The organism is Nocardia sp. IBHARD005 (assembly GCF_052814245.1).
Genome location: NZ_CP199935.1, coordinates 4723207 through 4747968, shown reverse-complemented (window position 1 = coordinate 4747968; position 24762 = coordinate 4723207). Strand labels below are relative to the sequence as shown.

The 24762-nt window shown below is 67.4% G+C and carries 22 protein-coding genes; 7 read left to right on the top strand and 15 right to left on the bottom strand.

Annotated elements, in window-relative coordinates; all coding sequences use genetic code 11:
• The first annotated feature begins 79 nt into the window (after positions 1 to 79).
• Together ACTWPB_RS22365 and ACTWPB_RS22360 are read left to right on the top strand one after the other, a co-directional pair.
• Positions 80 to 883, top strand: a complete 804-nt coding sequence (locus tag ACTWPB_RS22365) for a bestrophin-like domain (RefSeq protein ID WP_446222529.1) — start codon at positions 80 to 82, stop codon at positions 881 to 883.
• 80 nt (positions 884 to 963) lie between these two features.
• Positions 964 to 1845: a hypothetical protein gene (locus ACTWPB_RS22360; RefSeq protein WP_446222528.1), complete on the top strand. Its 882-nt coding sequence runs from the start codon at positions 964 to 966 to the stop codon at positions 1843 to 1845.
• A gap of 289 nt (positions 1846 to 2134) precedes the next feature.
• Here ACTWPB_RS22360 and ACTWPB_RS22355 read toward each other — a convergent pair whose 3' ends face one another.
• The 5 genes from ACTWPB_RS22355 to ACTWPB_RS22335 form a co-directional block, all read right to left on the bottom strand.
• Positions 2135 to 3787 carry an AMP-binding protein gene (locus ACTWPB_RS22355; protein ID WP_446222527.1) on the bottom strand — a complete coding sequence of 551 codons (1653 nt, stop codon included), beginning with the start codon at positions 3785 to 3787 and terminating at the stop codon, positions 2135 to 2137.
• Positions 3777 to 4778, bottom strand: a complete 1002-nt coding sequence (locus ACTWPB_RS22350; RefSeq protein WP_446222526.1) for an SDR family NAD(P)-dependent oxidoreductase — start codon at positions 4776 to 4778, stop codon at positions 3777 to 3779. The genes ACTWPB_RS22355 and ACTWPB_RS22350 overlap by 11 nt, the downstream gene beginning before the upstream one ends.
• Positions 4779 to 4784: 6 nt before the next feature.
• Entirely contained in the window at positions 4785 to 5456 is a 672-nt protein-coding gene (locus tag ACTWPB_RS22345; protein ID WP_446222525.1) for a TetR/AcrR family transcriptional regulator, read from the bottom strand.
• 239 nt (positions 5457 to 5695) lie between these two features.
• Positions 5696 to 11614 carry an amino acid adenylation domain-containing protein gene (locus ACTWPB_RS22340; protein ID WP_446222524.1) on the bottom strand — a complete coding sequence of 1973 codons (5919 nt, stop codon included), beginning with the start codon at positions 11612 to 11614 and terminating at the stop codon, positions 5696 to 5698.
• 76 nt (positions 11615 to 11690) lie between these two features.
• Entirely contained in the window at positions 11691 to 12632 is a 942-nt protein-coding gene (locus ACTWPB_RS22335) for a methionyl-tRNA formyltransferase (RefSeq protein ID WP_446222523.1), read from the bottom strand.
• A gap of 51 nt (positions 12633 to 12683) precedes the next feature.
• On the opposite strand from ACTWPB_RS22335, the gene ACTWPB_RS22330 reads away from it, so the two are divergent.
• Together ACTWPB_RS22330 and ACTWPB_RS22325 are read left to right on the top strand one after the other, a co-directional pair.
• Complete coding sequence (locus ACTWPB_RS22330) at positions 12684 to 12830, top strand: hypothetical protein (RefSeq protein ID WP_446222522.1); 147 nt, start codon at positions 12684 to 12686, stop codon at positions 12828 to 12830.
• An 83-nt stretch (positions 12831 to 12913) separates the two neighbouring features.
• Complete coding sequence (locus ACTWPB_RS22325; RefSeq protein WP_446222521.1) at positions 12914 to 13168, top strand: hypothetical protein; 255 nt, start codon at positions 12914 to 12916, stop codon at positions 13166 to 13168.
• A 33-nt stretch (positions 13169 to 13201) separates the two neighbouring features.
• Here the strand turns inward: ACTWPB_RS22325 and ACTWPB_RS22320 are convergent, their stop codons facing one another.
• From ACTWPB_RS22320 to ACTWPB_RS22310, 3 genes are read right to left on the bottom strand one after another with little or no spacing between them, the layout of a single operon-like run.
• Positions 13202 to 13993: an ABC transporter permease gene (locus ACTWPB_RS22320; protein WP_446222520.1), complete on the bottom strand. Its 792-nt coding sequence runs from the start codon at positions 13991 to 13993 to the stop codon at positions 13202 to 13204.
• Entirely contained in the window at positions 13990 to 14805 is an 816-nt protein-coding gene (locus ACTWPB_RS22315) for an ABC transporter permease (RefSeq protein WP_446222519.1), read from the bottom strand. Before ACTWPB_RS22315 ends, ACTWPB_RS22320 begins: the two co-directional genes overlap by 4 nt.
• Positions 14802 to 15752 (bottom strand): ATP-binding cassette domain-containing protein, encoded by a 951-nt coding sequence (locus ACTWPB_RS22310; RefSeq protein WP_446222518.1) that lies wholly within the window; start codon positions 15750 to 15752, stop codon positions 14802 to 14804. Before ACTWPB_RS22310 ends, ACTWPB_RS22315 begins: the two co-directional genes overlap by 4 nt.
• 190 nt (positions 15753 to 15942) lie before the next feature.
• Here ACTWPB_RS22310 and ACTWPB_RS22305 point away from each other — a divergent pair, with 190 nt between their 5' ends.
• The gene (locus ACTWPB_RS22305; protein WP_446222517.1) at positions 15943 to 16386 is read left to right on the top strand and encodes an NUDIX hydrolase; all 444 of its coding nucleotides are present in this window, start codon (positions 15943 to 15945) and stop codon (positions 16384 to 16386) included.
• Between the two features lie 226 nt (positions 16387 to 16612).
• Entirely contained in the window at positions 16613 to 17674 is a 1062-nt protein-coding gene (locus ACTWPB_RS22300) for a peptidoglycan-binding protein (RefSeq protein ID WP_446222516.1), read from the top strand.
• Between the two features lie 210 nt (positions 17675 to 17884).
• On the opposite strand, the gene ACTWPB_RS22295 is transcribed toward ACTWPB_RS22300, so the two are convergent.
• From ACTWPB_RS22295 to ACTWPB_RS22265, 7 genes are read right to left on the bottom strand one after another with little or no spacing between them, the layout of a single operon-like run.
• On the bottom strand, positions 17885 to 18127 hold the full coding sequence (locus ACTWPB_RS22295; RefSeq protein WP_446222515.1) for a hypothetical protein: 243 nt from the start codon (positions 18125 to 18127) through the stop codon (positions 17885 to 17887).
• Positions 18128 to 18161: 34 nt separating this feature from the next.
• Complete coding sequence (locus tag ACTWPB_RS22290) at positions 18162 to 18656, bottom strand: hypothetical protein (protein WP_446222514.1); 495 nt, start codon at positions 18654 to 18656, stop codon at positions 18162 to 18164.
• Between the two features lie 11 nt (positions 18657 to 18667).
• Positions 18668 to 19291 (bottom strand): hypothetical protein, encoded by a 624-nt coding sequence (locus ACTWPB_RS22285; protein WP_446222513.1) that lies wholly within the window; start codon positions 19289 to 19291, stop codon positions 18668 to 18670.
• Positions 19288 to 19902: a hypothetical protein gene (locus ACTWPB_RS22280; protein WP_446222512.1), complete on the bottom strand. Its 615-nt coding sequence runs from the start codon at positions 19900 to 19902 to the stop codon at positions 19288 to 19290. The genes ACTWPB_RS22285 and ACTWPB_RS22280 overlap by 4 nt, the downstream gene beginning before the upstream one ends.
• Positions 19899 to 20654, bottom strand: coding sequence for an ABC transporter ATP-binding protein (locus tag ACTWPB_RS22275; RefSeq protein ID WP_446222511.1), 756 nt, complete (start codon positions 20652 to 20654; stop codon positions 19899 to 19901). Before ACTWPB_RS22275 ends, ACTWPB_RS22280 begins: the two co-directional genes overlap by 4 nt.
• Positions 20647 to 21738 (bottom strand): FecCD family ABC transporter permease, encoded by a 1092-nt coding sequence (locus ACTWPB_RS22270; RefSeq protein ID WP_446222510.1) that lies wholly within the window; start codon positions 21736 to 21738, stop codon positions 20647 to 20649. The genes ACTWPB_RS22275 and ACTWPB_RS22270 overlap by 8 nt, the downstream gene beginning before the upstream one ends.
• Positions 21719 to 22720, bottom strand: coding sequence for an ABC transporter substrate-binding protein (locus tag ACTWPB_RS22265; protein WP_446222509.1), 1002 nt, complete (start codon positions 22718 to 22720; stop codon positions 21719 to 21721). Before ACTWPB_RS22265 ends, ACTWPB_RS22270 begins: the two co-directional genes overlap by 20 nt.
• 621 nt (positions 22721 to 23341) lie before the next feature.
• Here ACTWPB_RS22265 and ACTWPB_RS22260 point away from each other — a divergent pair.
• Positions 23342 to 24760, top strand: coding sequence for a serine hydrolase domain-containing protein (locus tag ACTWPB_RS22260; protein WP_446222508.1), 1419 nt, complete (start codon positions 23342 to 23344; stop codon positions 24758 to 24760).
• Positions 24761 to 24762 lie beyond the last annotated feature (2 nt).

Genomic DNA, 24762 nt, shown 5'->3' with positions numbered 1-24762 from the left:
ATTTGGACCACAATCCATCCGCGGAACCACCACGAATACCCTGTGATCGCTTCCACCCCCGGCAGGAACGGAGTCGCGGATGCTAGGAGTTCTGTTGCAGCTGGTGGTATTGGCGCTTTTCGTGGGCGTCGCGGTGGGGATCTTCGTGCTGGGGGATCGGGTGCGGCCCGAATCATGGCGGCACGACGACGATTCCGGTGCTGGTTCGATGATGCTGGACATGGTCAACATGTTCTTCGCCGCCATCGTGGCGTTCGTGGTGGTGATCCTGTGGCAGCAGTACGACACCTCGCATGCGCACACGGTGTCGGAAGGCAAAGCCCTGGTGAGCGTGTATGAGTCCGCGAACAGCATGCCCGAGCCGGATCGGGAGAAGATCCACACCCTGGTGACCGCCTACACCCGACAGGTGATCGACGAGGAGTGGCAGGTCATGGACGAACAGCGTCGACTGAGCTCGTCCACGCAGGCGACGCTGGATGATCTGCGGGAGGCGGTGAATTCCGTGCCTGCCGCCACCGCGGACGCGAAGGCGGCCCAGGACGAGACCGCCACTGCCGTTGCGGCGATCATCGAGGCCCGCTTCGACCGTGGCCTCGACGCCGGTTACCGGTTGCCCGGTTTCCTCTACATCGCCTTGTGGTTCGCCACTGCCATGCTGTTGTTCGGCACCGTCTTCTCCGGTGTTGTGGTCACCAAGCGCAGCATCCTCATGACCGGGTTGTTCGGTCTGGTGATCGGTGCGGTCATTGTGGCTGTCTATCAACTGGATCGGCCGTTCGCCGGTGGCAACCACGTCGCCAAGGACGCCTACGAACTCGCGCTCGCGCGCTTCCAGCACCTTGCCACGGAAACATCGTCGAGCGGCGATATTCCTCGGTGACGGGGTCGAACAGCGATCAGTACTGGGCTTTCGGAGGCATCGTGGGCGGAAAACGAAGAGCAGTACGAGGATTCGCGGCGGTGACGGTGGCTTCGGGCCTGCTCGCCGTCCACGCACCGCTCGCTGGGGCTGACCCGGGAATGCCGACGATCGACCAGATCATCAGCGGCAGTGCGGCTCCGGGCACCGAGGCCGCCCCGAGTGACGGACAAGGCAGCGGGCTGGAGCTGGGGCTCGGCACCGGCAGCGGCCTCGCGGGTGGACCGGGCTGGTCAGCGGCGCCGACCGGCAGCTCGGCGGGGGTGGACCCGAGTTCGGCGGCCGGGCAAGCTCTCGGTATCGGCCCGAGTACTCCCAGCGGCATCGAGGCCGCCCGCGCGATGATCGATCCAACCGTCGATCCCATGGCGTCCGATCCCGCGTCTGGTACGACTCCGACCGCCGCCCCGAACACACTTGGCGGTCTGTTGCTCCCCGACCCCGACGCTGTACTCCCCGCCTGTGTCGGCAGCGCGGCAGTCGGCAGCGCCGCGCTGGGGTCTGGCATCGTCACCGGTAGTGGCATGGGCTCGAGCCTGATCGGCCTCGGTTCCAGCGCAAGCGTCGGTTCGGGCTCGGCCGGTGCCGGCAGTGTGGCAGTAGGCAGCGCCGCGACCGGCAGCGCCTTGCTGACCTGCATGCTGTTGCTACCGGTCCCGGGTGTGCCGGAGCCCGGTATCCCCCTGATCATTCCGCCGCCAGCGGTGGCACCGGCCGTCGCGCCTATCCCTGTGCGACTGCCCGAGGTGATCCCAGCGATCCCCGCAGCGATCCCGCCGCTGCCGTTGCCGCCGCCCCTCGTCGAGTACGCCGCCCGTGTTCAGCCACCCCCTGCACCTCCGCTCACCGCGCTGCAGGTGATGACGGTCATGATCATCACGATCATCGCAGGCGCGCGTGCTCGCCTGCGTGGCCGGAGGTAGCCGCTGAGGTCCGTAAGATCTTGTCGCTCTCAGCGACACGCGATTACCGCCGCCCGGACATCACGCAGAGCTCGAATCTGGCACGAGCGCGTTTCGTCCGCATCCGCGAGGTCGCAGACGACAGGCACCGCATCGTCTGCCGAGCTGCAAGGCCGACGGTCCACGGCGCCGATAAATACCGTCAGGCTTCGGTGTCGAGACCCCTATTCCGTGCGCTGTCCGCGCACGGAATAGGGTACGTCGCAGGTCAGGCGAGGTAGCGGTTTTCGCCTTGCGGACAGGGCCGGGTTCAGGACCCGGTCAGGGCGTGCAGTTTCGCCCGCAGCACCTTGCCGCCGGCGTTGCGGGGGATCTCGTCGAGCACGATGAACCGCTTGGGCACCTTGTAGCGCTCTAGTCCGTCGCGCACGTGCTGTTTGAGCGCGTCCTCGCTCGGCACCGCGGCTTCGGGTCCCAGGACGATGAAGGCGTTGAGGACTTGACCGAACTCGGCATCCGGGACGCCGATGACGACCGCGTCGGTGATGGCGGGGTGGGCGGCCAGGCGGTCTTCGACCTCGCCGGGGAAGACGTTCTCGCCGCCGGAGACGATCATGTCGTCGGCGCGGCCGTCGATGAACAACCGTCGCTGAACATCGAGATGTCCCATGTCCCCGGTGGAGACGTGTCCGTCGACGATTTCCTTGGCCGAAACCTTCGCCGCAGGGTCGGGGGTGTAGCCGGTGTACTCCAGACCGCTGCGCACGAAGATCTCACCGATCTCACCCGGTGCGGCCTCGGAGCGGTCGGGACGCAGAATCCGTACCGACACCCCGAGCGCGGCGCGGCCGATGGTGTTGGGCGCGGCGACCAGATCAGCCGGCGTGGCGATGGTGACCAGGCCTGCCTCGGTGGATCCGTACCCGTTGACCAGGATCGGGCCGAAGGCCTTGATCAGATTCGAGATGGCGGTCGGCGAAATCGGTGCGGCACCGGTGACCATGATCCGCAAGGCCGAACGCGCCGAAGCATTCTCGGCCAGTCCCGGCGCGGCAAGCAGCCGCTGCAGCATGGCAGGCACCGCGATCACGACGGTGACCCGGTGGCGGGCGATGTCGTCGAGGGTGGTCGCGGCGTCGAAGCGGCGGCGGCAGATCGCCGTTCCGCCCAGCGCCAGCGGACCCAGCAGCGACAGCAGCCCGAAGCCGTGGAACATCGGCGGCGCGACCAGCACCCGATCGGTGGACCGCAGCCGCAGGATCGACATCGCGGTCAGCGTGAGCGCCACGATCGCGGTGGGCTTCACCGCCCGCGGCACACCCTTGGCCAGGCCAGTGGTTCCCGAGGTCAGCAAGGTCATCTTCACGGCCTGGCGCACCCGCGGCGGCGCCGGATGCCTACGAGCGGCCAGATCGTCCAGTGTCGGCAGCCCGGCCGGGTCGGCGTGCGGTTCACGCCACGCCAGCACCCGCAGGCCCTGGTAGTCGGCCGTCTCGACCGTAGCGGCGTATTCGTCGTCATAGATCAGCACGTCAGGGTTGTGCCGAGCCAGGATGGCCTGGAGCTGCGGGGCAGGCAGCTCGGTGTTGATGAAGATCAACTCCGCACCCAGCTGCGCACCGGCGGCCATCGCCTCGGCGAATCCGTGATGGTTGCGGCAGATGATGCCCACCGACTTCGGTGGGGTCGCGTTCGCGGCATACAGCGCCGCGGCGATCGATTCGGCACGCCGCTGCAGCTGCCGATAGGTCAGCTGCCCGGCGTCGTCGATGATCGCGATCTTGTCCGGGTGGCGAATCGCGGTGGCCGCCAACAGCATTGCCGGAGTCGGCCCGTACCGGTAGAAGCTACGCGCGAGCGCCGTGGCTTTGCGGGGTCCGACCGGAGCGAGCATGCCCGAGGCGAGCACCGCCGGGATCGCCGAACCCCACTGACGCACGCTGTGGTTCAGATCAGTGGGCATTCGTCATCACCTGCGCCTGATCGTCACCGGCGGAATCAGTGACCGCCGACAGCGTTGGCGTGGCCTCGACCTGCGGCTGCAGCCGCGCCAATGAGGCCTTCGTGTCGCCGAGGTTGCGGAAGATACGTTCCGTCAGCACTTCCAACGGCAGCCGGAACACGGTGGCCAGCACCGCCGAGGGGAACCCGTAGAGCGGAGTCATGGTGCGCGGCTTACGCACCACCGCCTTGGCCAGGACCTTCGCCGCATCGGCCGGGGTCTGGCCGGGCAGCACCCGCATCCAGCGGCTCGGCGCGCTCATCCGGGTGTGCAGCAAACCGCCGTAGAAGGTGGTCAGGGTGACCCCGTCGGCGCGGGCTTCGGCGCCGACCGCGCGCATCCACCAGTCGAAAGCCAGTTTCGACGACAGGTAGAACCCCCATTTGGGCGCGTTGGGGAACATGATCCCGACAGTGGACACGTTCACGATGTGACCACTACCGCGAGCCCGCATGCCGGGCAGCAGAGCCAGCGTCAGCCGCATCGGGCCCAGGTAGTTCGCGCCCGATGTGGCGGTGATGTCTTTGGGGCGGTCGTAGGACAGGTGGATCGAGCGGCGCAGGGACTTGCCTGCGTTGTGGATGAGGACGTCGACCTCGCCCAGGTCGTAGCGCACCGAGGTGGCGAACTCCGCGATCGACTGCTCATCGGTCAGATCCAGGCGGTACGGGTAGGCCTCGCCACCGGCGGCGTTGATCTCGTCGGCCACCTCGAGCAGCCGGTCCATCGACCGGGCGGCGATGACCACACGGGCACCGGCGGCGGCGAACCATTTCGCGGTCGCCTCACCGACACCGAAGGATGCCCCGGTGATCACAACTACTTTGCCCTCGACCTCGCGACGCAGCGCGTTTCGGCTGCGCAGCCCGCGGGGGCCGACGACCCACGCGATCGCTCGCGCGAGCGGTGTCTCGACGATCCGCGAGGGACCGGTGGGTAGTACTTCAGACATCAGTGATCACTCCGTCGTCGTCGACATGGTGGACAGGGGGCCGAGGAAGGCCCCAGCTTGGGGATCCGAGAGAGCGGCGTCGATAGCCCGCTGGCTCAGCTCGATGTTCGGGTCGGTGCGCAGCGCGGCGAAGATGGTGCCGAACATGGTGCCGACGACGAGGTCTTTCACCTGGTCGCGGGTGATGTCAGGGGTGCGGCTCCAGTTCACTACCAGCCCCTCGATGAACGACACGAAACCGCCGATCGAGGCACGCAAGACCGGCGAAGAATCCGAACCGGTCACCTCCATCACCAGCGCGTCGGTCACCCGCACCCGGTGCAGATCGCGAATCTCGCGGACTTCGCTGTCGGCGACATCGGCGAACAGTGCTTCGAACGCTCGTGGCTGGTGCTCGGCCTCGTCGAGCAGCCGGTCGATTCCGCGGCTCAACCGATCCAGTGCCGGTCCACGCATGGCCAGCAGGTCACCCCAGAACTCTTCGGCCGCCTGCTCGAGAACCGCCAGGTAGAAGCCACGCTTGCCGCCGAAGTGGTAGCCGATCGAACCCGCGGACACACCGGCCGAGCGCGCGAAGTCCACGATCGAGACCTCTTCGTAGCGCTGGCTGCTGAACGCGGCTTTGCCCGCCTCGAGCAGTGCCGCTCGCGACGCCTCACCGCGCCGATTGACGCCCATCGCACCTCCAGTTTCTGAACCAGAATCAGTAAATCTGAGCCTAGGGGTGGCCCACCCGAGAGGTCAAGAGTTTTCTGAACCAAAATCAGAAAGTCGATTCGGCAGGCAGGAGTCCGGCATCGACGCCGAATACGTCGCTATGGCGAAGTCGGGCGAATCGCCGCGACCGCCCACGCGCCCGTCGGCAACTGGCGCCAGCTGCCGACGGGCGGCGTCACCATCGTCATGGCCGCAGCCGACTAGCGGACCTCGGACGGGTCGGCGACCGGGGTCGGTAGCAGACCCGCGGTGATGAAACCGTCGATATAGCGCTGTAGGACAGCGGCATCGATGGCCGGACAACGCACACCGGATCGAGCCAGAACCGCTCGGGTGCCGGTGTCGTCGACGATCAGGGCGTCGCCGCCGCCGTTGAGGTAATTGTCGGCGACGAGTGCCGCGCGCATGAGGTCGGCGTGCTGGGCGATCTGCCCGGCCAGTCGCTCGGCGGCGTCGGCCACCGACACCGTTTCGACGGGAAAACCGCTGCGGCGCAGGGTGTTCAGGATGTCGCCGACATTGGTGGGCGCGCTGTTGACCAGATGGTAGATCTCGGTGTTCGGCTGCCGCCCGGTGGCGAGTGCGACCAGCGCGCGGGCCACGTAGTCCACCGGGGCCAAGGTGACGTCGGCGGATTCGATGTCGGGCGCGACTCCGAGGTGGGCGGCCGAACGGATGAGCGTCCAGAACGCGTCATCGGCACTGTTCGCGCCGCTGCTGATCGATCCGGCGACCAGGCCGGGCCGGTGCACCGCGACCGGCAACCCGCGTCCGGCTGCCGCGAGAACCAGCTGCTCGGCCACCCATTTGGTGGCCAGATACCCGTTGCGCGGCACCTGATCGGCGGTGATCGCCGTGCGCTCGGTGACGATTCCGGTGTGCCCGACACCGACCGCCGCCGACACGGTGGACACGAAATGCAGGGCCTTCACCCTGGTGTCGACCGCCAGCCGCAGGATCTCGACGGTTCCGGCGATATTGGCCGGACGCAGGGCGGCATAGGATTCCAGATGATTCACGCGGGCGCCGTTGTGGTAGATCACCTCGATCCGCGTGGCCAGCTCGGCCCAGGTGTCGGTGGGGAGCCCGAAGCGCGGCGCCGCGAGGTCGCCCGGTACCGGCACGACCCGATCGGCGAGCCCCTCGGTCTCGAGCCCGTACCGCTGGAGCGTCGTTTCGAGGCGGCGGCGCACGTCGTCGGCGTCCTCGGCGCGGACCAGACACCAGACGCGCGATGCGGTGCGGTCGAGCAGCTCGCGCAGCAGATGGATGCCGACGAATCCGGTGGCGCCGGTCAGGAATACATCGCCGGCCGAGGTCGGGGGCGCCGGGAACGCCTGCGGCACAGTGATTGTGGGATCCAGGCTCGCGTCGGCGATCAGCATGTCGGTCCAGTGCCCGGCCGCCGCCGCGCCTGCTTCGGCCGTCACCGCCGCGGTCACCGCGCGCGGCGTCGGCGCTTCGAAGAGCAGGCGCGGGTCGGCATCGATGCCGAGCCGGGTCCGCAGCTCCGACCGGAGTGTGAAGACCAGCAGCGAGGTGCCGCCGAGATCGAAGAAACTGTCGTCGATCGTGACCGAATCCCGTTCCAGCACATCGGCGAACACCTGCGCTACGGCGAGCTCGCGCACGGTCGCCGGCACGCCGTCACGGATAGGCGCGCCGGCGGCGATGTCGCTTTTCCGGGCCGCACGCTCGGGCAGACCGGGCCGGGCCGTGCCGGACAGCTGCGCGACAGTCGCCTCGGGATGCGTGGCGATCGTCGTCAGGATGTCGAGGAACCGCGCCGCGAACCCGGCCACCGTCGCCGCGTCGTAGAGGTCGGTGGCGTAGCGCAGGCTCCCTGTCGATCCACCGGTGCCCGATTGCTCACGCAGCGTCAGGGCGAGGTCGAAATGTGTTGTTGACCAAGGGATATCGACAGGTGTTACGGTCAGTCCGCGGAGGTCGAGCGAGGGCGACGCGGGCAGGTTCTCGTAGGAGAACACGGCCTCGAACAGCGGGTGCCTGCTGGTGTCGCGTGGCGGATTCACCGCTTCGACGATGTGATCGAAGGGGACGTCGGCGTTGTCGAGCGCGGTGAGCGTCACCTCCCTGGCGCGCGTCAGCAGGGTGGTGAAGTGTTCGCGCGGATCGAGGGTCAGGCGCAGTGGCAGGGTGTTCACGAACATGCCGACCAAGCGGTCGAGGGCGGGGTGTCCGCGGCCGGCGACGGGGGTCCCGACCGTCACGTCCGCGATCCCGGCCAGGTCACCGAGCAGCACGGTGAACGCCGCGTAGCCGACCATGAACGCCGTCGCGTTGTGCCGGCGGGCCAGCTCGGCCAGCGCCGTCCCGATGTCGGCGCCGATCTCGAACTCGACCACCGCGCCGGTACCGCCCGGCCTGCCTGAGCCAGGAGTGCGGACTCGATCGGTCGGTAGCGGCAGCTGGGTGGGCGCGCCGTTCAGCGCATGCACCCAGTGGGCGAGCTGATGGGCGGCGCGGGAGCGCGGATCGTGTCGATCACCGAGCCGCCGGTGCTGCCACAGCGTGTAATCGGCGTACTGCAGCGGCAGCGGCTCCCACGGCGGTTGCCGCCGGTCCGCTCGCGCGGTGTACGCCGCGGACAGGTCGGCCACGAGCGGACCGTGCGACCAGCCGTCGGCGGCGATGTGATGGGCGACCAGCGCGAGCACATGGTCGTCGGGACCGAGATTCCACAGTGCCAGCCGGATCGGCGCGTCGGTGGTGACGTCGAAAGGCGCGGCGACCGCCACCGCGAGTTCGGCATCCAGCCCGGCCGGGTCGAGTGCGCGCGCGATCAGCGGTGCACCGCCCAGGGCCGCGTCGACGGTCAGGATGCGCACCTGGGGCCCGGTGCCGCCGGCGGGATACACCGTGCGGAGCACCTCGTGCCGGTCCACCACATCGCGCACCGCGGCATCGAGTGCCGTCATATCGAGAGATCCCGTCAGGCGCAACGCGATCGGCAAATGGTACGCCGACGAATCCCGGTACAGCTGATTGAGCAGCCACATCCGCAGCTGCGCCGGGGCAGGCGCCAGGTGTTCGGGCCGGGTTCGCGGCACCGGTGCGTCCTCGGCCGGGTTCTCGGGATCGTCGAGTCGTAGCGCCAGTGCTGCGACGGTCGGCGCGTCGAAGACGGTGCGGACACCGATACCGAGGCGTGCCGCGAGCGCGGTCGCGGTGAGTGAGGTCCCGCCGAGTTCGAAGAACTCGCTCTCGGCACCGGGCACCTCGATCGCGAGAACCTCGGTGAAGGCCGCCGCCACCCTTCGCTCCGAGTCCGTGGAGACGGGCCGGGAACCGTGGTGACCGAACACCGGCGCGGGCAGGCGACGGGTGTCGAGCTTGCCGTTGGGGGTCAGCGGCAAGGTGTCGAGTACGAGGTAGGCGCTGGGCCGCAGATACGCGGGCAGCTGTTCGGCGACCTGGAGTCGCACCAGCTCCACCTCGAGTGGACCGTCCGGCACCAGGTAGGCCACCAGATGGGTGCCCCTCGCGTCCTGATGGGCGGTGACGGCGGCCCGGCCGACGCCGGGGAGACCGGTGAGCGTGGTCTCGATCTCGCCCGGTTCGATGCGGTGACCGCGCACCTTGATCTGGAAGTCGCTGCGGCCGTGGTAGATCAGTTCGGGCTCGGCGTCGGCGGTGAGGGTCACCAGGTCACCGGTGCGGTACACCCGCCCACCGGGTGGACCGAACGGGTCGGCGACGAATCTGTCCGCGGTCAATGCGTGCCGTCCGTGGTAGCCGCGGGCCAGGGCCGGGCCGCCGAGGTAGAGCTCGCCGATGACCCCGGGCGGCACCGGGCGCAATCGGGCGTCCAGCACCAGTGCGTGGAATCCGCGCAGGGGCGCGCCGATCGTCACCGACCGGTCCGGCGTCAGCTCCGCGATGGTCGCGATATCGGTGGCCTCGGTGGGGCCGTATCCGTTGCGCATCAACCGGGTTCGCGACCAGGCGGACACGAGATCGGGGCGGATCGCCTCCCCGCCGACTCCGAGCACACGCAGGTCGGGCAGTGTCTCGGGGTCGAGGGTGGCCAGCACCGCCGGGGTGATGATGGCGTTGGTCACCCGCTCGCGCCGCATGAGCTCGGCCAGGTCGGGCCCGGCCATCACATAGCGCGGGGCCACCACCAGCGTCGCCGCTCCGGCCAGCCCGCACAGGATCTCGCCGACCGCCATGTCGAAACCGGGGGAGGCGTGGTGCAGGGTGCGGGCGCCGGGGCGCAACGCGTACCGGTCGCGGCGCTCGGCCGCCAGGTTCGCGAGTCCACCGTGGGTCACCAGCACACCTTTGGGGACGCCGGTGGAACCGGAGGTGTAGATGAGATAGGCGGGGTGCTCGGGCCGGGCGGGGACCGGCTGTCGCAGCTCGGCGTCCGGCGCCGCATCGGGGTCGACGATCGTCCAGTGGACCGATCCGGGCAGATCCGCCGGGTGCTCGACGCCGGTGACGCCGAGGGTGGCACCGCAGTCGCCGAGGATGTGCGCGATGCGCTCGGCCGGGTATCCCACGTCGATCGGCACGAAACCGGCCCCGGTCTTGGTGATCGCCCAGACCGCCCCTACCGAGGCGGCGGAACGTTCCATGACCATCGCGACCAAGGTCTCGGGGCCGGCACCCGCGGTCTGCAGCGCACCGGCGAGGCGGTCGGTCCACGCATCGAATTCGCGGTAGGTCCAGCGCTTCTCGCCGTAAACGACGGCGATGCCGTCCGGGTCGGCCGCGACGGCGGCGGTGATCAGCGCACTGAGGGTGGCCGGTGCCCCCGCCGTCGGTCCGCACCAGGGCACGAGCAGCCCCGCCTCGGCGGCGGTGAGGATCGGCAACCGGTCGATCGGAACATCGTCGGCAGCGTCGGCCAGCGCCGTCAGGAAGCCGACGAACCGAGCCAGATGCGCGGTGACCTCGGCCTCGGTGTAGCGATGGCGGTTGGCTTCGAACTCCACCCGCAACCCGGAACCGGTCACCGGATACACGTTGAGCGCGAGATCCTCGACCGGACCGGTGGACAGCAGTTCGATGGTGCCGCGCGCCGGGCCGAGCAGCAGTTCGGTGTGAAAGTTCATGATGTTGACCGCGGGTCCGAAGCTCAGCGACTCGGCTCGGCGCCCACTGTCGCGGACCATCTCGGCACCGCGATAGCGCTGGTGGCGCAGTGCCCCGCTCAGCTGCGCACGCGCGCGGGCGATGGCGGCGCCGACGGTGGTGCCCGAGCAGCGCAGCGGCACGATATTCGATGTCATGCCGCCGCATTCGCGCAGCGCGGCGGCGGTGCGTGCGGTGACCGGCAGGCTCAGGCTGACCGAGTCGGTGTCGGTCAGCCTGCTGAGGAACGCGGCGAACGCCGCGATCAGCACAGGCGCGTTGCCGGGGAAGCCGGCGCGCGTGCGCAGGCGCTCGACCAGCGATTCCGGCAGCTCGGCGCGGGCGTGGATCGGGAGCGGATCGGGAGCGCCGGGTCGCGTCGCGAGGGTCGCTGGGGCCGGCAGGGCGGCGAGCTGCTCGCGCCAGTATTCGCGGTCGGTTCCATATCGCCGCGAGCCCAGGTAGGTCTGCTCCGCGGCGGTGAGCACCGCCGTCGAATCGATTGCGGCCGAAGGTGTTTCGTCCCCCGCCACCAGGTCCGTGTAGTGGCGGCTCAGCAGGTGCTGCATGCGGACGGCACCGAAGCCGTCGAGCGCCAGGTGATGGGCACGGGTGTAGAGCAGGTGACGGTCCGAGCTCAGCCGCACGACCGTGGTCACGATGGGTGGATCGGTGACCAGGTCGAACGGTGCGCGCTGATCGGCCTGCATCCAGGCTCGGGCGGCGGCCTCCGGGTCCGATTCCCCGCTGTAGTCGACGACGGCGATGTGGTCGTGCATGCCGTCGTCGTGTACCTGTCCCGGCTGCCCGTCGACGTTGGTGAAGCGCACGTAGGCGCCCAGATCGCGCGCGGCCAGGTGAGCCGCGCGGCGGTATGCCGCGAGGTCGAGCGGTCCGCGCAGGTCGACATACTGGGCGACGGTGAGTGGCACCGGTCCGAGCAATTGCTGAGCGAACCACACCTCGCGTTGTGCCGCGGTGAGCGGGCGGACAGCAGGGATCGAACCGTGGGGAATCATGGTGCCTCAGAAGCTGGGAGAGAAGTGGTGGAAGACAGCGCCCGTGCCGTCGGCCGGGCGCTGCGAAACCGGGAACTCAGGCGGGATCGTCGGTGAGATAGCCACCGCGAGCGAAGAACTCGGCACCGTCGTGCTCGGTGCCCGCCGCGCTGCGGACGCGGGTGATCACCAACGCGTGGTTGCCACCCCGGTGCGGCTGGGGGCCACACACGACCGCGCCGCCACCTTCCTGCACGATGACCCGGCCCGCGGTGCCGCCATAGCGTGCCTCGGAGATCACCGCGTCGAGAATCTCGATGCGCTCACCGCGGTAGTAGGAGTAGGCGCGCGGATACGGCGCCGACAGTGCCCGCACGAACCTCTCCGAATCGGCCGCGTCCAGGGACCAGTCGACCCGGCTGTCGCGATCGGACCGCTTGTGGAAGTAGGTGCGCTCGGCCTTGTTCTGCGGCGTCCACACCGCGGTGCCGTTCTCGAGGGCCGCGAGGGCCTCGTGCACCGCACCGGGGATCAACTCCATGCCGGCGAGGACGAGCTCGGTGCCGGTGGCGCCGGGCGGGATCGGCAGGCGCTGCTGGACCAGGATGTCGCCGGTGTCGAGTTGCTCGTCCATGCGGTGCACGGTGAGGCCGAATTCCTCGGCGCCGCTGATCAGCGCCCACAGCACCGGCGAGAACCCGGTGAATTTCGGCAGCAGCGAATCGTGCAGATTCAGGGTGCCGTGGGGCGGCATGTCGTACAGCTCCGCGGGCATCCAGGTGTACCAGCTGTTGACCACGATCACATCGGGTTGGGCCTGCTTGACGAGATCGATGGTCTCGGCGTCGGCACGTTCGGTGAGGTGGACCGGAATCCCGTGCTCGGTGGCCAGTTCTTCGACCGAATCGTTCCAGATCGCCTTGTAGGAGGATTCCGCGGCCGGATGGGTGACCGAGAGGACCACCTCGTGCTCCGAGTCGATCAGAGCCTGCAGGGTCTTGCGGCCCCAAGTTTGGAAACCGAACGACACGATGCGCATGGATCTACCTACCTTTGTCTGTGTGTAGGCTTACCTTACATAGTTGGGGGTATGTTCTGTATGCCCGGCCGAGACGTGATCACGTGGCCGGTCTCGATGCGGCCCGTCTTCGGATCAGGGCGGGGCGCCGAGGTGCGCGGTGCGATGCTGTCCGGTCAGGCTGCCGCGACCTCGGCGGCGCCGTTGAGCCGGGCGTAGCGTCCGCCGTCCTCGATCAGCGCCGTAGTGTCGCCGAGCTCGACGACCCGGCCGGTAGGGGATACAAAGCGAGAGGCGGGTTTATGCCCGACAACGAGAGCGACCTCCTGATGCAGGTGGCCAGGTCGCTGCGTCGGCGCTGGGCGGCGGTGTACGCGCCGATGGGGCTGACCCCGCACCAGGCCCGCGTTGGGTCACCTCGACCATGCTGGCTTCCCGGCGGGCTCGACCGCGCGGCGACTCGCGGTGCGTGGGAACAGGATCGGTTCATGCGCGTGCTGGTCAGCGCCGGACCGACCGTCGGCGCGGCCGCCACGCGACTGACGCACGCGGCGTAGGTGCCACAACAGGTGGTGCCGCCGGCGCGGGCTTCAACGTCTGCGGTATCCGCGAAGGGCGAGCGTCGCGAAAACCACCGTCAGCGCCACGGTCCACGCCAGCGCGCGCCAGGTGGGCGCTGCGACCGGTCCGGATGCCGCCAGCCCGCGCATCGCCTCCACCACCGACGACACCGGGTTGGCGGCGGCGACGGGCTGGATCCACGACGGGAGATCCTGGCGTGGGACGAATCCGGTCGACAGGAACGAGGCCACCAGCAGGATCGCGTTGAGCGCCGAACCCACCGCCTCCCCGGACTTGGCGTAGACCGCGATCGCCACCATCATCCAGGCGACCCCGGTGCCGAAGAGCAGCGGCAGCACGAGGAATCCGATGACACCGAGCATTCCGCCGGTGAAACGGAATCCGAGCAGATAGCCGACCCCGATCACCGCGAGCAGGGTGATCAGGTTGCGCACCGTGTCCCCGGCGATGCGCCCGATCAGCGGGGCCGCTCGAGCGATCGGCATCGCCCGTAGCCTGCGGTCGAATCCCGAGTGCAGATCGTCGAAGGTCGTCATCGCGGTGCCGAGCCCGGCGAACGCGATGCCCATCACGGCGAACAGCGGCAGGCTGAAGTTCACGTAGTCGGCCCGGCTGCCGCCGGGGGCGACCAGCGAGCCGAACGACACCGTCATCAGCACCAGCAGGATGAGGGGGAAGAACGTCGCCATCATCAGCAGGACGGGGTTGCGCAGCGTCACCCGGATGGCGCGGATCGTGAGTGCCCATCCGTCGATGAGCACGTGCGGGCGGGGTCCGGTCGGGGTGCGGGTTTCGTTCACAAGGACCTCCGGTAGGCACGGGCCGCGACCGCGACACACACGACGAACCCGCCGCTCAACCACAGCAGGGCGATCGTGACGGGCCTGGCGAGGGCTGCCTCGGCGTCGGCCAGCGCACGCAGCGCGTCGGCGGTGCGGCTGAGTGGCTGGTTGGCGACGAACGGCTGCAACCACTCCGGGAACGCCTCGGTCGGTGTGAAGGCGTTCGACACGAGCAGGAACGGGAAGAAGATGACATTGGTGATCACCTGCACCGAGTCCACCTTGCCCGCCGCGAAACCGATCGCGACGAACCCGGTGCACACCACCGCGGCGAAAAACAGTGCGATGAGGCCGAATCCGATCGATGCGAGCACACCACCACCGAGGCGGAAGCCCATGACGGCGCCGGCGGGAAGCAGGACCGCGATCGTCAGCAGCGCACGGGTCAGCTCCGCGCCGACCAGTCCCAGTACCGGGGCGATCGGCGAGACGGCCATGGAGCGGAGCCTGCGGATCATGCCGCCGGTCACGTCCTCGACCGACAGGATGGCCGCCGACATGGCAGTGAACAGCATCGCCTGCAGAATCACCGCGGGCAGCAGATACTGCCCGTAGCCGCTGCCGATCCGGCGCTCGACCACGGTGCCGAACACGACGTAGAACATCGTCGCGAAGATCAGCGGCAGCACGACGGCGCCGATGATGGATGCGGGGCGTCTGCTCATCAACCGCAGGTGGCGACCGGCCAGGATTGCGGTGTCTGCCCACATCGACGGATGTGGGCGGGGCGCGGCGGCAACGGCTTCTGATGCGGCGATGGTCGTCGTCACGGGGTGTCCGCTGTCTCGCCGGGGACGCTCGGGTGCCCGGTAAGGCGGAAGAACACGTCGTCGAGGGTCGGGCGGCGCAGGGCGATGTCGTCGACGGCGATCTCGGCGGCATCGAGCTTGCGCACGACATCGACCAGCGTCGCGGCACCCGACGCGGCGACGGCGACGCCGTCGGTCACCTCGGCGAGCCCGGTCATATCCGCCAGCGCGGCGGCGATCCGGGGGCGGTCGCCTTCGGCCGCGGTGATGTGGCAGACCGAACCCCCGGCCTGGTCCTTCAGCTCGTCGGCGGTGCCGTCGGCGATGACACGGCCGTGGTCGACCACCACGATCCGGTCGGCCAGTTCGTCTGCCTCGTCCAGGTATTGGGTGGTGAGCAGGATGGTCATGCCGTCGTCGCGCAGGTCCCGGACCACGTCCCACAGCACCGCGCGGCTGCGCGGGTCGAGACCGGTGGTCGGTTCATCGAGGAAGAGCACTTCCGGTTGGCCGATCAGGGATGCCGCGAGGTCGAGCCGTCGCCGCATGCCGCCGGAGAAGGTGCCGCTGCGCCGATCGGCGGCATCGCTGAGGTCGAAGCGGCTCAGGAGTTCCTCGGCGCGCTCCGCCGCCCGCCGACGTCCCAGTTTCAGCAGCCGACCGAACAGGGCCAGGTTCTCGCGCGCGGTCAGGTTCTCGTCCAGGGCGACGAATTGCCCGGTCAGACCGATCACCGACCGCACCGCTCCCGCGTCGGCCACCACATCGTGACCGGCGACCCGCGCGTGACCCGCGTCGGGAACCAGCAGTGTGGTCAGTACATCGATTGTTGTCGTTTTCCCCGCGCCGTTCGGTCCGAGCACCCCCGCGATCGTGCCTCGTTCCACCGCGAAACCGAGCCCATCCAGCGCGGTCACCCCGCCGAACCGTTTGACGAGACCCTCCGCCTCCACGGCATAATCCACCATGGAGGTAAACCTAACCTAACTCGATCTGAAACGGCTAGGCGGCCCGAAGGAGAGGTATTCGCGCGAAGAAATTCGGCCGCGATCATCGCCGGATGTGCCTGGCGCCAGGCACAATTGACAGGAAGTCACCACCGAGTGACTACGACAACACGCGGCTACTCTGCCCTACCGAAGGTTGGTGAATGCACCGATGTCGATGCCGTTGTACGACGAGGTCCTACCGCGCGGCGAACGCGACGGATTCGGGTTACGCGTCGGTGCGATCATCGACCGTGGCGGAGAAGTGTTGCTCCTGAAAGCGAACAGCACCGGCCCCGTCCGGCCGACCCACAAACTCCCCGGCGCCACCGTGGGACCCGGCGAGTCCGTTGCCGCGGCACTGACGCGGGGAGTCCGCGAGGAAACCGGCCTGACCGTCACCGGCATCCGACACCACGTCGGTGACTTCGACTACCTGTCCCCAGCCGGAAAGCCGGTGCGGCGTCTGCACTTCGCCGTCGACGTGAAAGCCACCGGCCCCATCCGCCTTTCCGCCCACGCCGGGTACCTGTGGGCGTCGTTGGACCGGGAACTGTTCGTCACTCCCTCGATCCGGAGCATCCTCGAGACTTACAAGGACCTCCCCGCTCCCTGAGCGGCCAACGCCGGAACGGATCAAAAATCGGTCTCGGCCTCTATCTTTCGGTCGAACCTGGGTGGATGATGGCCAAGAGGCCAGCTCTCGACCTTCGCCCAGCTCATGGCGATCGAGCGATGGCAAATATCGTGACTGGACCACTGGGGGACACGATCGTGACATTCCTCGAGATGAATGCGGACGACGGAGGGGCGTTGCCCCCGAGAGCCCGCGGGCTGTTCCGATGACCGTGATCCTCAGGCCCGGAGATCGTGGAGAGCTCGTCGGGGTACTCCAGGCGACGCTCAACCGTGACTTCCCGCTCTACTCCAGATTGGTCGTGGACGGGGAATACGGCCCAGCCACGACCGCGGTCGTCGCGGAATTTCAGCGCCGGGCGGGGCTCGATGTCGCCGAACCCGGCACGGCCGACACAACGACGTTGCGCAGGCTCGGACTGAACTTCGACCGGATTCCACCAGCCGGGACCCGGCCGTTGTACTACAGCTTCGCGGGCACTTGGGGACATTGGAGTCAGGGACCACCGTTCGACGTCGGCTCGGCGCTCGAAGGTGAGCGCCGGGTCCGCAATCAACCGGTCGCGTACCCCGCCAGTGGATTTCTCAATCCGGACCCGCACACCAGCTACCGGGAGTCGGTGGCGCTCGGCGTCGGGGAGGGGATCAGGCTGATCCTGCTGAATCCGGGCCCGTTCATCCTCGCGGGATACAGCCAGGGTGCCGAAGTCGTGGTGCGGCTGATGACGCTCATGGCCGACGGCGGGCCGCTCGCGCACCGCGCCGACGATGTGCGGCGCGTGATCACCTTCGGGTCGCCGTGCCGTCCGCCGGGACGCACTCTGCTGGGCAACAACCCTGCGGGGGCCGGAATCTCCGGCGACTACACGCCCCAGGAGTTCCGCGACCGCACCTTCGATTTCGTGCTCGACGGTGACATGTATGCGACGACGACCAACGACACGCTGCTGGAACAGTTCTACGACCTGCTCGTCCACGCGGAGCTGTCGGTGCCGTTTGCGGTTGCGGTGTTGCAGTTCCTGCAATCGAACATCCTCGGTGGCGGTCTCGGTGGCCCGCTCGGCGCTGTCGGCCGGATGACCGTGCCGACAGCGCTGACGGGACTCGGTGGCGTCGACTTCGTCAAGGCCGTCCGAACCATGCAGGTCGTCTCCGAGTTCCTGATCCGCAATCCGCATGTCCACTATCACGACTGGCCGGACTTCGACGGCCACACCGGAATCGAGCGCGCCAAGCAAGTCCTCCGCGACGTCACATCGCCCGGCTAACCGAGGTCGGACCTGCTCATCACCTGATGGAATGACCCGCCGCAGGCGTGCGTCGATGGCGGCCGATGCGGCGCCGACCCCGCCGGCTATCGGACGGGAATCGTGCAGTGCATTGCGCGGTAAGGCCATCCGTCGGCGGTTCCCCATTGCGACACCAACAGGTGCAGGCCGGCGTCGAGGGTGGATCCGGGCCCGTCCGCTCACGGCTTGTCAATCGCGGCGTCGTCGCAGTGATCGGTACAGCAGCCACAGCGCCGGCGCGACCGGTAGCAAGACCGTCGCGAACAGGATTGCTGCGAACATTCCATAGCCGTGCGGATCGGCGGACAATCCGGTGGCGCTGAGCACCGCCTTGGCGACAAGCAGCACGATCAACAGGGCGGTGCAGGCAAACGCGCCGAGCACGAGGCGCCGCAGGGCTGTTGCGCAGGTAGTGCTAGCCGGGGTGTCCATGTTCGGCTCCGCGGTGGGAGTGTGCCGCGGGGTATCACACCACCTCGTAGACCGCCTGCGGTTCCCGCCGCAACAGCCGGTCGGTCATCTCCAGCTTGAGCTGCGCGAGATGTGCCTGCTCGTCGTCGGTTCGGTTGGGCTTGCGGGAGAGCACGATGAACTCCTCGACGACGAAGCCGTCGTCGCGCAACTGCACTGTCACGACGTCCCCGCGGTAGGTGAACTCCCAGACATAGCGCTCGAGCATTACCCCACGTTCGGGCTTCTCCAGGTCGGCAGTCACCGTGTACTGCCCCTCGGTGACGGCGCGCAGCACCATCTCGATGGCATCCCGCCCGCCGGGTCCACGGAATCCCGTCCGTACCCGCACCTCTCGCCGATTCACCGCCGGAGCCAGGTTCGGCAGCGCCACCCGCATCGCGGTGTAGCCGTGTGCCACACCGCCCGGGTAGCCGGGACCGTGGTATTTGAGCACGTCGTCGAAGGTGAAATCCAAGGTGGTCGTGCCTTCGAGAACCCGTAGCGACATTCGATCTCCTCTCAGCTCCGCGTGGCCCACTGCATCGCGGAGTACAGCAATTGGGTTGCGCCGGGCATGAACCCGGAGCCGTGGTGATAGACCGGATCCATCGTGGTCACGAGCAGCCGACCGGGGGTGCTGAGTTCGTCGAGATAGAGCAGCGAACCGTCTCGTTTGCCGGTGACGGTCTCGAGGTCCACCAGACTCACCGCTGCCTGCGGTGGCTGCAGCACGCCGTGAAAGTGCCAGATCACTGATCGATCCGCGAAGTACGGCCAGGCCGGATGATGCGGTGCCCGCAGCCGGATTCGATGATCCTCGCCGGTTCGCCACCACCAGAAGTTGGTCGGCCGGCTTTCCTCGTGGACCCCCGGTAGCCATTCGCCGACACTGTTCTCACCGAACACCACCATCGTCGCGCCCCGAGCCAGGCACTCCAGCAGCATCGGCGATCTCGGAATCAGCAGATCCGGGCGCAGTCGATCACTGACCACCACCACATCGGCGTCGGCCAGCGCGACCGGCTCCATCCTGCGGACGTGCACGGGCCGAATCCGGTACGGCGCCAACGCCGGGTCGGCGAGTGTCGCCAACTGGGCGTGGGTGCCGCCGTGCACGAAAGCCACCCGCGGCATCGCACTCATCGTTGCCCCAACCACGACAACAGCTGTCCGGTAAGGGAACTCGTGCCGCGATCGGCGCCGGCGAACTGCAACAGATCATTGCCGCCGTGCACGAGCACCTGTCCCGCACCGAGCCGATACGCGTAGTCGATCGGACCAGCAGTCGGTCCGATGGTGTGCACGATCTGCGCGTCGCCGGGCAGGTCGAGGTAGTAGCCGCGACCATAGAACCCGGCGACTCCGATGCGCGAGATCTCCTCGAACGACAGCCGGCCCGGCGTGCCGGTGCTGTACAGCAGCGCTTGTGGATCGATGCCCGCCCACACCGGATGCTCCGACACCCGAGTCAGCGCAAGATCGGCGGGCTTGCGGAACTCCAGCTTCCGCCAGCGGGTCAGACCGTCGAGAAATACCCGCTGGACGTGGCCGTTGACCACCACCCGACCGCCCTCGAAGACAAACCGGCCCAGTAACTCCCGATTCTGCGTGAGAAACTCCTGATCGACATCGGCGGCGAGATAGATCCCGGTGACCTCGGTGAGATCGACCTGAGGCAGGTCGTAGAGATCGATGTGGCGCCAGCCATCGGACTCGACGGCACCCGGCACCATCACCGCACGCAACACCGTCATGACACACCCCGGCCGAAATCGGGAACGATCAACCGGCGCACCGCCGTCGAGGTCTGGACATCGGCGGTCACGATGGCGAGTCCGTACAGTTCGCTCAACACAGTGTCGGTCAACAACTCTCGGGTCGGACCCACGCGCTGATCACCGGAGTCGACCATCAACACCACTCGCTCGGCGATGTGCAATGCGTGATCGGGATGATGGGTCGTCATCACCACCGCCATACCTTCGTCGGCGAGCGACCGAAGCAGCGTCAATACCCGTGCCTGGTTCCGCAGATCCAACGCCGAGGCCGGCTCGTCGAGAACGATGGTGTCGCAATCGGATACCAGTGCCCTGGCAATCAATACCATTTGCCGTTCGCCACCGCTGAGGCGGGCGTAGTCGCGCTCGGCGAGGTGGGCGATTCCCACCCGGGCCAGTGCGGCCGCGGCGGCCTGGCGGTCGCCGCGGGTCGGTGTGCCGTAGATCTTGACTCGACGCGCTCGGCCCATCAGCACGGTGTCTATCACCGAGAACGAGAAGACGACCGCATGACTCTGCGGCACGAAGCCGACCTTGCCGGTGAGTTCGATCGTCCCTTCGGTCGGCGCCACCAATCCGGACAGGCACTTGAGCATCGTTGTCTTGCCACGGGCGTTGGGGCCGAGCACCGCCAGCACTTCTCCACGCCGGACATCCACGGACACGTCGCGAAAGATCCACGGCCCCTTGGCCGAATAGCGAAACGACATCGACTTCGCGTCAAGCATCACTACCCCACAGCTGTCGCCGGTTACGGATCAGCAGCAGTACGAAGAACGGCGCCCCGATCATGGCGGTGAGAATTCCGATCGGGATCTCGGCTGTGCTGAGTGTCCGTGAGAGCGTGTCGATCACTGTCAGGTATGACGCTCCGAGCAGTGCGCTCATCGGCACCACGATCCTGTTGTCGGTGCCGACCATCATACGGACCAGGTGCGGAACCATCAGCCCGACCCAGCTGACCACCCCGGCGACCGACACCGCGCCGGCGGTGATGAGGGCGACGCAGCCGAGCAGCAGCAGGCGCATCCGAGCCGGCTTCACGCCGAGCGACACCGCGTCTTCGTCGCCCATCGCCAAGATGTTCAGCCGCCATCGCAACGCGATCACCACCGACGCCCCGATCGCGATCGGTACCGATGCGATCAGCACCTTGCCGTAGGTGGCTGTGGCGAGGGAACCCAAGAGCCAGAACACGATCGACGGCAACTGCTGCTGCGGGTCGGCGATGTAGGTCACGAACGACACCATCGCCTGGAACATCGCGCCGACCACGGTGCCGCCGAGGATGATCATCAGCAGCGGGGATCCCGGTGCGGCACGGGCGATCAGCAGAACCAGGACGAGCGCGAGTACCCCGCCGGTGAAGGCGCCACCGACGAGGTAACCGCCGCTGACTCCTGCGAACAACATCAGCACGCCGCCGAACGAGGCGCCGGAGGACACTCCGAGTACCTGCGCGCTGGCCAGCGGATTCTGGAACACCGCCTGCATCACCGCGCCGGTCAATGCCAACCCGGCACCGATGACCATCGAGAGCAGCACCCGCGGCAATCGGATATCGAACACCACACTGTGCTCCTGTGGCAGCCAGGTCTCCCGGAGCGGAAGTACCTGTCCCAGCAGCAACCGGGCAACCTCGTTGGGCGGAACGTAGTACCGGCCCACCGCCAACGCGGTAATCGCCACGACAACAAGGACGATCATCAGCGCCACGCCTACTGCTGGGGCCCGCCACTGCCGAGGTCGCGTGACCGTCGACTGGTCCTCGGCTACGGCCTCGGCGTCGATCTCAACCGCGGAAATGGTCATAGTTCGCGGAGTCTGCATTGAGGTCGAACCGCAGCACCTTGTCGATCTCCTCCTCGGAGATCGAGTAGCCGAACAGGTTGTCGAAACCCGCTCGGATGTTCTCGCGCAGGTCGGTACCGGCGGAGGTGGGGTAGAGCACTTCATGCATCCACTGCCACATCAACGGTGACTCGATGCTGGAAACCTGCCACCGATAGGCACCGAGCGGCGTCTTGTACACCCGCCGGTCCTGCACGGCCTTCACCCCGGCCAGGCGCGGGTCGGAATAGATGTCGGCGGGTGTGCTTTCGTCGAACCCGCTGAGCATGATCACCTCGGGGTTCCAGGTGAGGATCTGCTCCGGGGTCACCTGACCCGCGTCGGAGACGAATTCCTTGGTCACCAGGTCCGCACCGACGAGGTCGAACTGGAATCCGTCGTATCCGCTCGCCTTGGTGGTCGAGTACGCGTCACCGACGCGCGACAACATCATCGCGCGGGGCCGCGGAGTCGTCTCGGCAGCGACCTCGGCGCGGGTGGCGTCGATCTCCGTGTGATGCCAGTCGACCAGTTCCTTGCCGCGGTCGGGCTTGCCCGCGATCTGCGCGAAGAGCGTGATCCAGGTTTCCAGATCCTGTTGCGTCCCGTACTTCAATCCGACCACCGGGAACCCGGCCTTCTCGATCGGATCGGTGACCTCGGCCCCGCGATCGCCCCACTGCACCACGACATCCGGGTCGAGTTTCAGCAGCGTCTCGACATTGGGGACGAAGTTGGCACCGGCGACCACGGTCGACTGCACCGACTGCGGGAAGATGGTCGCGAACATTCCGCCCTTGTTGGCCGCCAGCGTCGACTGGTTGATCCCCACGATCCGGTCGTAGCTGCGATCCACTGCGGCGAAGATCGACGGCGCCGGGATGACAGCGAAGGCAATCTTGCGCACGTCACCGTCGATCGTCACCTTGTTGCCGCGCTGATCTATCAGCTGGATCTCTGACACACCGGCTGCGGTGTTGTCGGAAGGTGCCGATTCGCGACTGGAGCATCCGGACACGGCCGCTGCGGCCACCAGTCCCAGCGCGGTGATCCGTCGCACGGAACGCGATCGAAATTTTCCAGGTAATGCGTGCAACGACGTGCCTCTCGCGGTTCTTGTTCGCTGATGCGTTCACTCTTCCCCACTGGGAGAATCGGGTGAACGGAAGTGAGGTTAGCATAAGCTAACTACACTGTGGGCGCGCTGAACCAGGCCCGCGCGAATCCTCCTCGAGGCGAGGAAGTCGCTGCTCAGCGCACGTAAACGATCGTCTCCTAGCCGTCGGCGCAGGCGACAAGACCACCGTCGGAGGCGAGCTCTCCCCGGGCACCGAAAAATCGTTCGCGCACTGTCGACGCTGCTGGATAGCCTGGTGAGACCTGCGGATGAGCTCTGGGGAGGAGCGAAACGATGTGGAACTGGGGAAGATCCTTCGCAGAACACGCGACTGCTGGCGCATGGACGACGTGGCCGCCGGCCCATACGCCACCGACCATCGTCGACCCTCCGGCGTGGGGTCGGCCGGCCGACGAGGCGGTGGTGCCGAACCGAGTGGGAAGAAGGTGAGCAGGAGCCATTCCACAGTTGCCGAATTTCCTGATCAATTCTCTACCCGATTTTGTACGGAGCAGAGTTAGAGTTGCACCGCGCCACCTGACCCCTCCTCAGCAAAACGCCGATCGGAGAGTTATGGGACACCGGACGAGTTTCGCAGTCATTGTCGCGGCCGCGGGTTTGTTCATCGCCGCGGGCTGCGGGACATCGCCGGATTCCGGCAGCAGCGCCACCCGCACGCCGAGCGGCTCGCAGGCCGAGCCCGCGTACGCCACCACCCTCAGGCCGGTAATTACCCAACTGATGAAGGACAACGTCATTCCAGGCGCCGTCGTGGTCGTCAAATCGCCGAAGGACGGCAACTGGACCGAGACATTCGGCACCCGAGTCATCGGTGCGAACGACCCCATGTCGGTGGACGACTACTTCCGCATCGCCAGTAACACCAAGACCATGACATCGACGGTCATCCTGCAGTTGGTGCAGGAGGGCAAGCTCGCGCTCGAGGACCCGATCGCCAAATATTGGCCGGGTGTGCCGAACGGGGACAGCATCACCATCGCTCAGCTCTCCGAAATGCGAAGCGGGCTATACAGTTACACATTCGACCCGCAATTCAATGCCATGCTCGACAGCGACCCGAACAAGGTGTGGACACCGGAGGAGTTGCTCGCGATCGCCTTCTCGCACCCGGTCAATTTTGCGCCGGGGGAGAAATTCGATTACTGCAATACCAATATCATCCTGCTCGGCCTTGTCATCGAGAAGATCACGAATATGTCGGCCGCCGAGAATTTCCAGAAGCGGATCTTCGAACCGCTGGGCCTGAAGCACACCTCGATGCCCGCGGCGGGGGACCACTCCATCCCCGATCCGCACCCGCAGGGTTACGCGTTCGGCACCAATGTCTCCACCATCGATACCTACGCCCTCCCGCCCGCGGAACAAGCCGCCGCGGTGGCAGGCGCGCTGCAACCCAGCAACGCGACGGACGAGAGCCCGTCGTGGACGTGGACCGCGGGTGCCGCGATATCGACGGTTGATGACATGGCCACGTATGTGCGGGCCCTCGTCGACGGCGGTTTGCTGGATGAGACGACGCAACGAGTTCGCATGGACAGCATCCAGCCGATCGATCCGGCCGCCCCTGATGTCGCTGGATACGGTCTCGGAATCGTCCGATTCGGTGTCCATCTGTTCGGACACGACGGCCAGATACCCGGGTTCATGACCTTCATGGGCCATGACCCCGCGTCGGACCGCACGATCGTGGTCGCCACGAACCTCGCGACGGTGCCGTCGGGCGAGGGGTCGGCACTGGTGCTGGTCAAAGCCATGCTGCCGGTCTTCTACGGTGCCGATGCGGTGCCAGGCAACCCGGCCGCCCCGAACACCGGCGCGACGACCCCGCCCAGCATTCCGGCCGGACCGACCATTACGGGCCGATGACC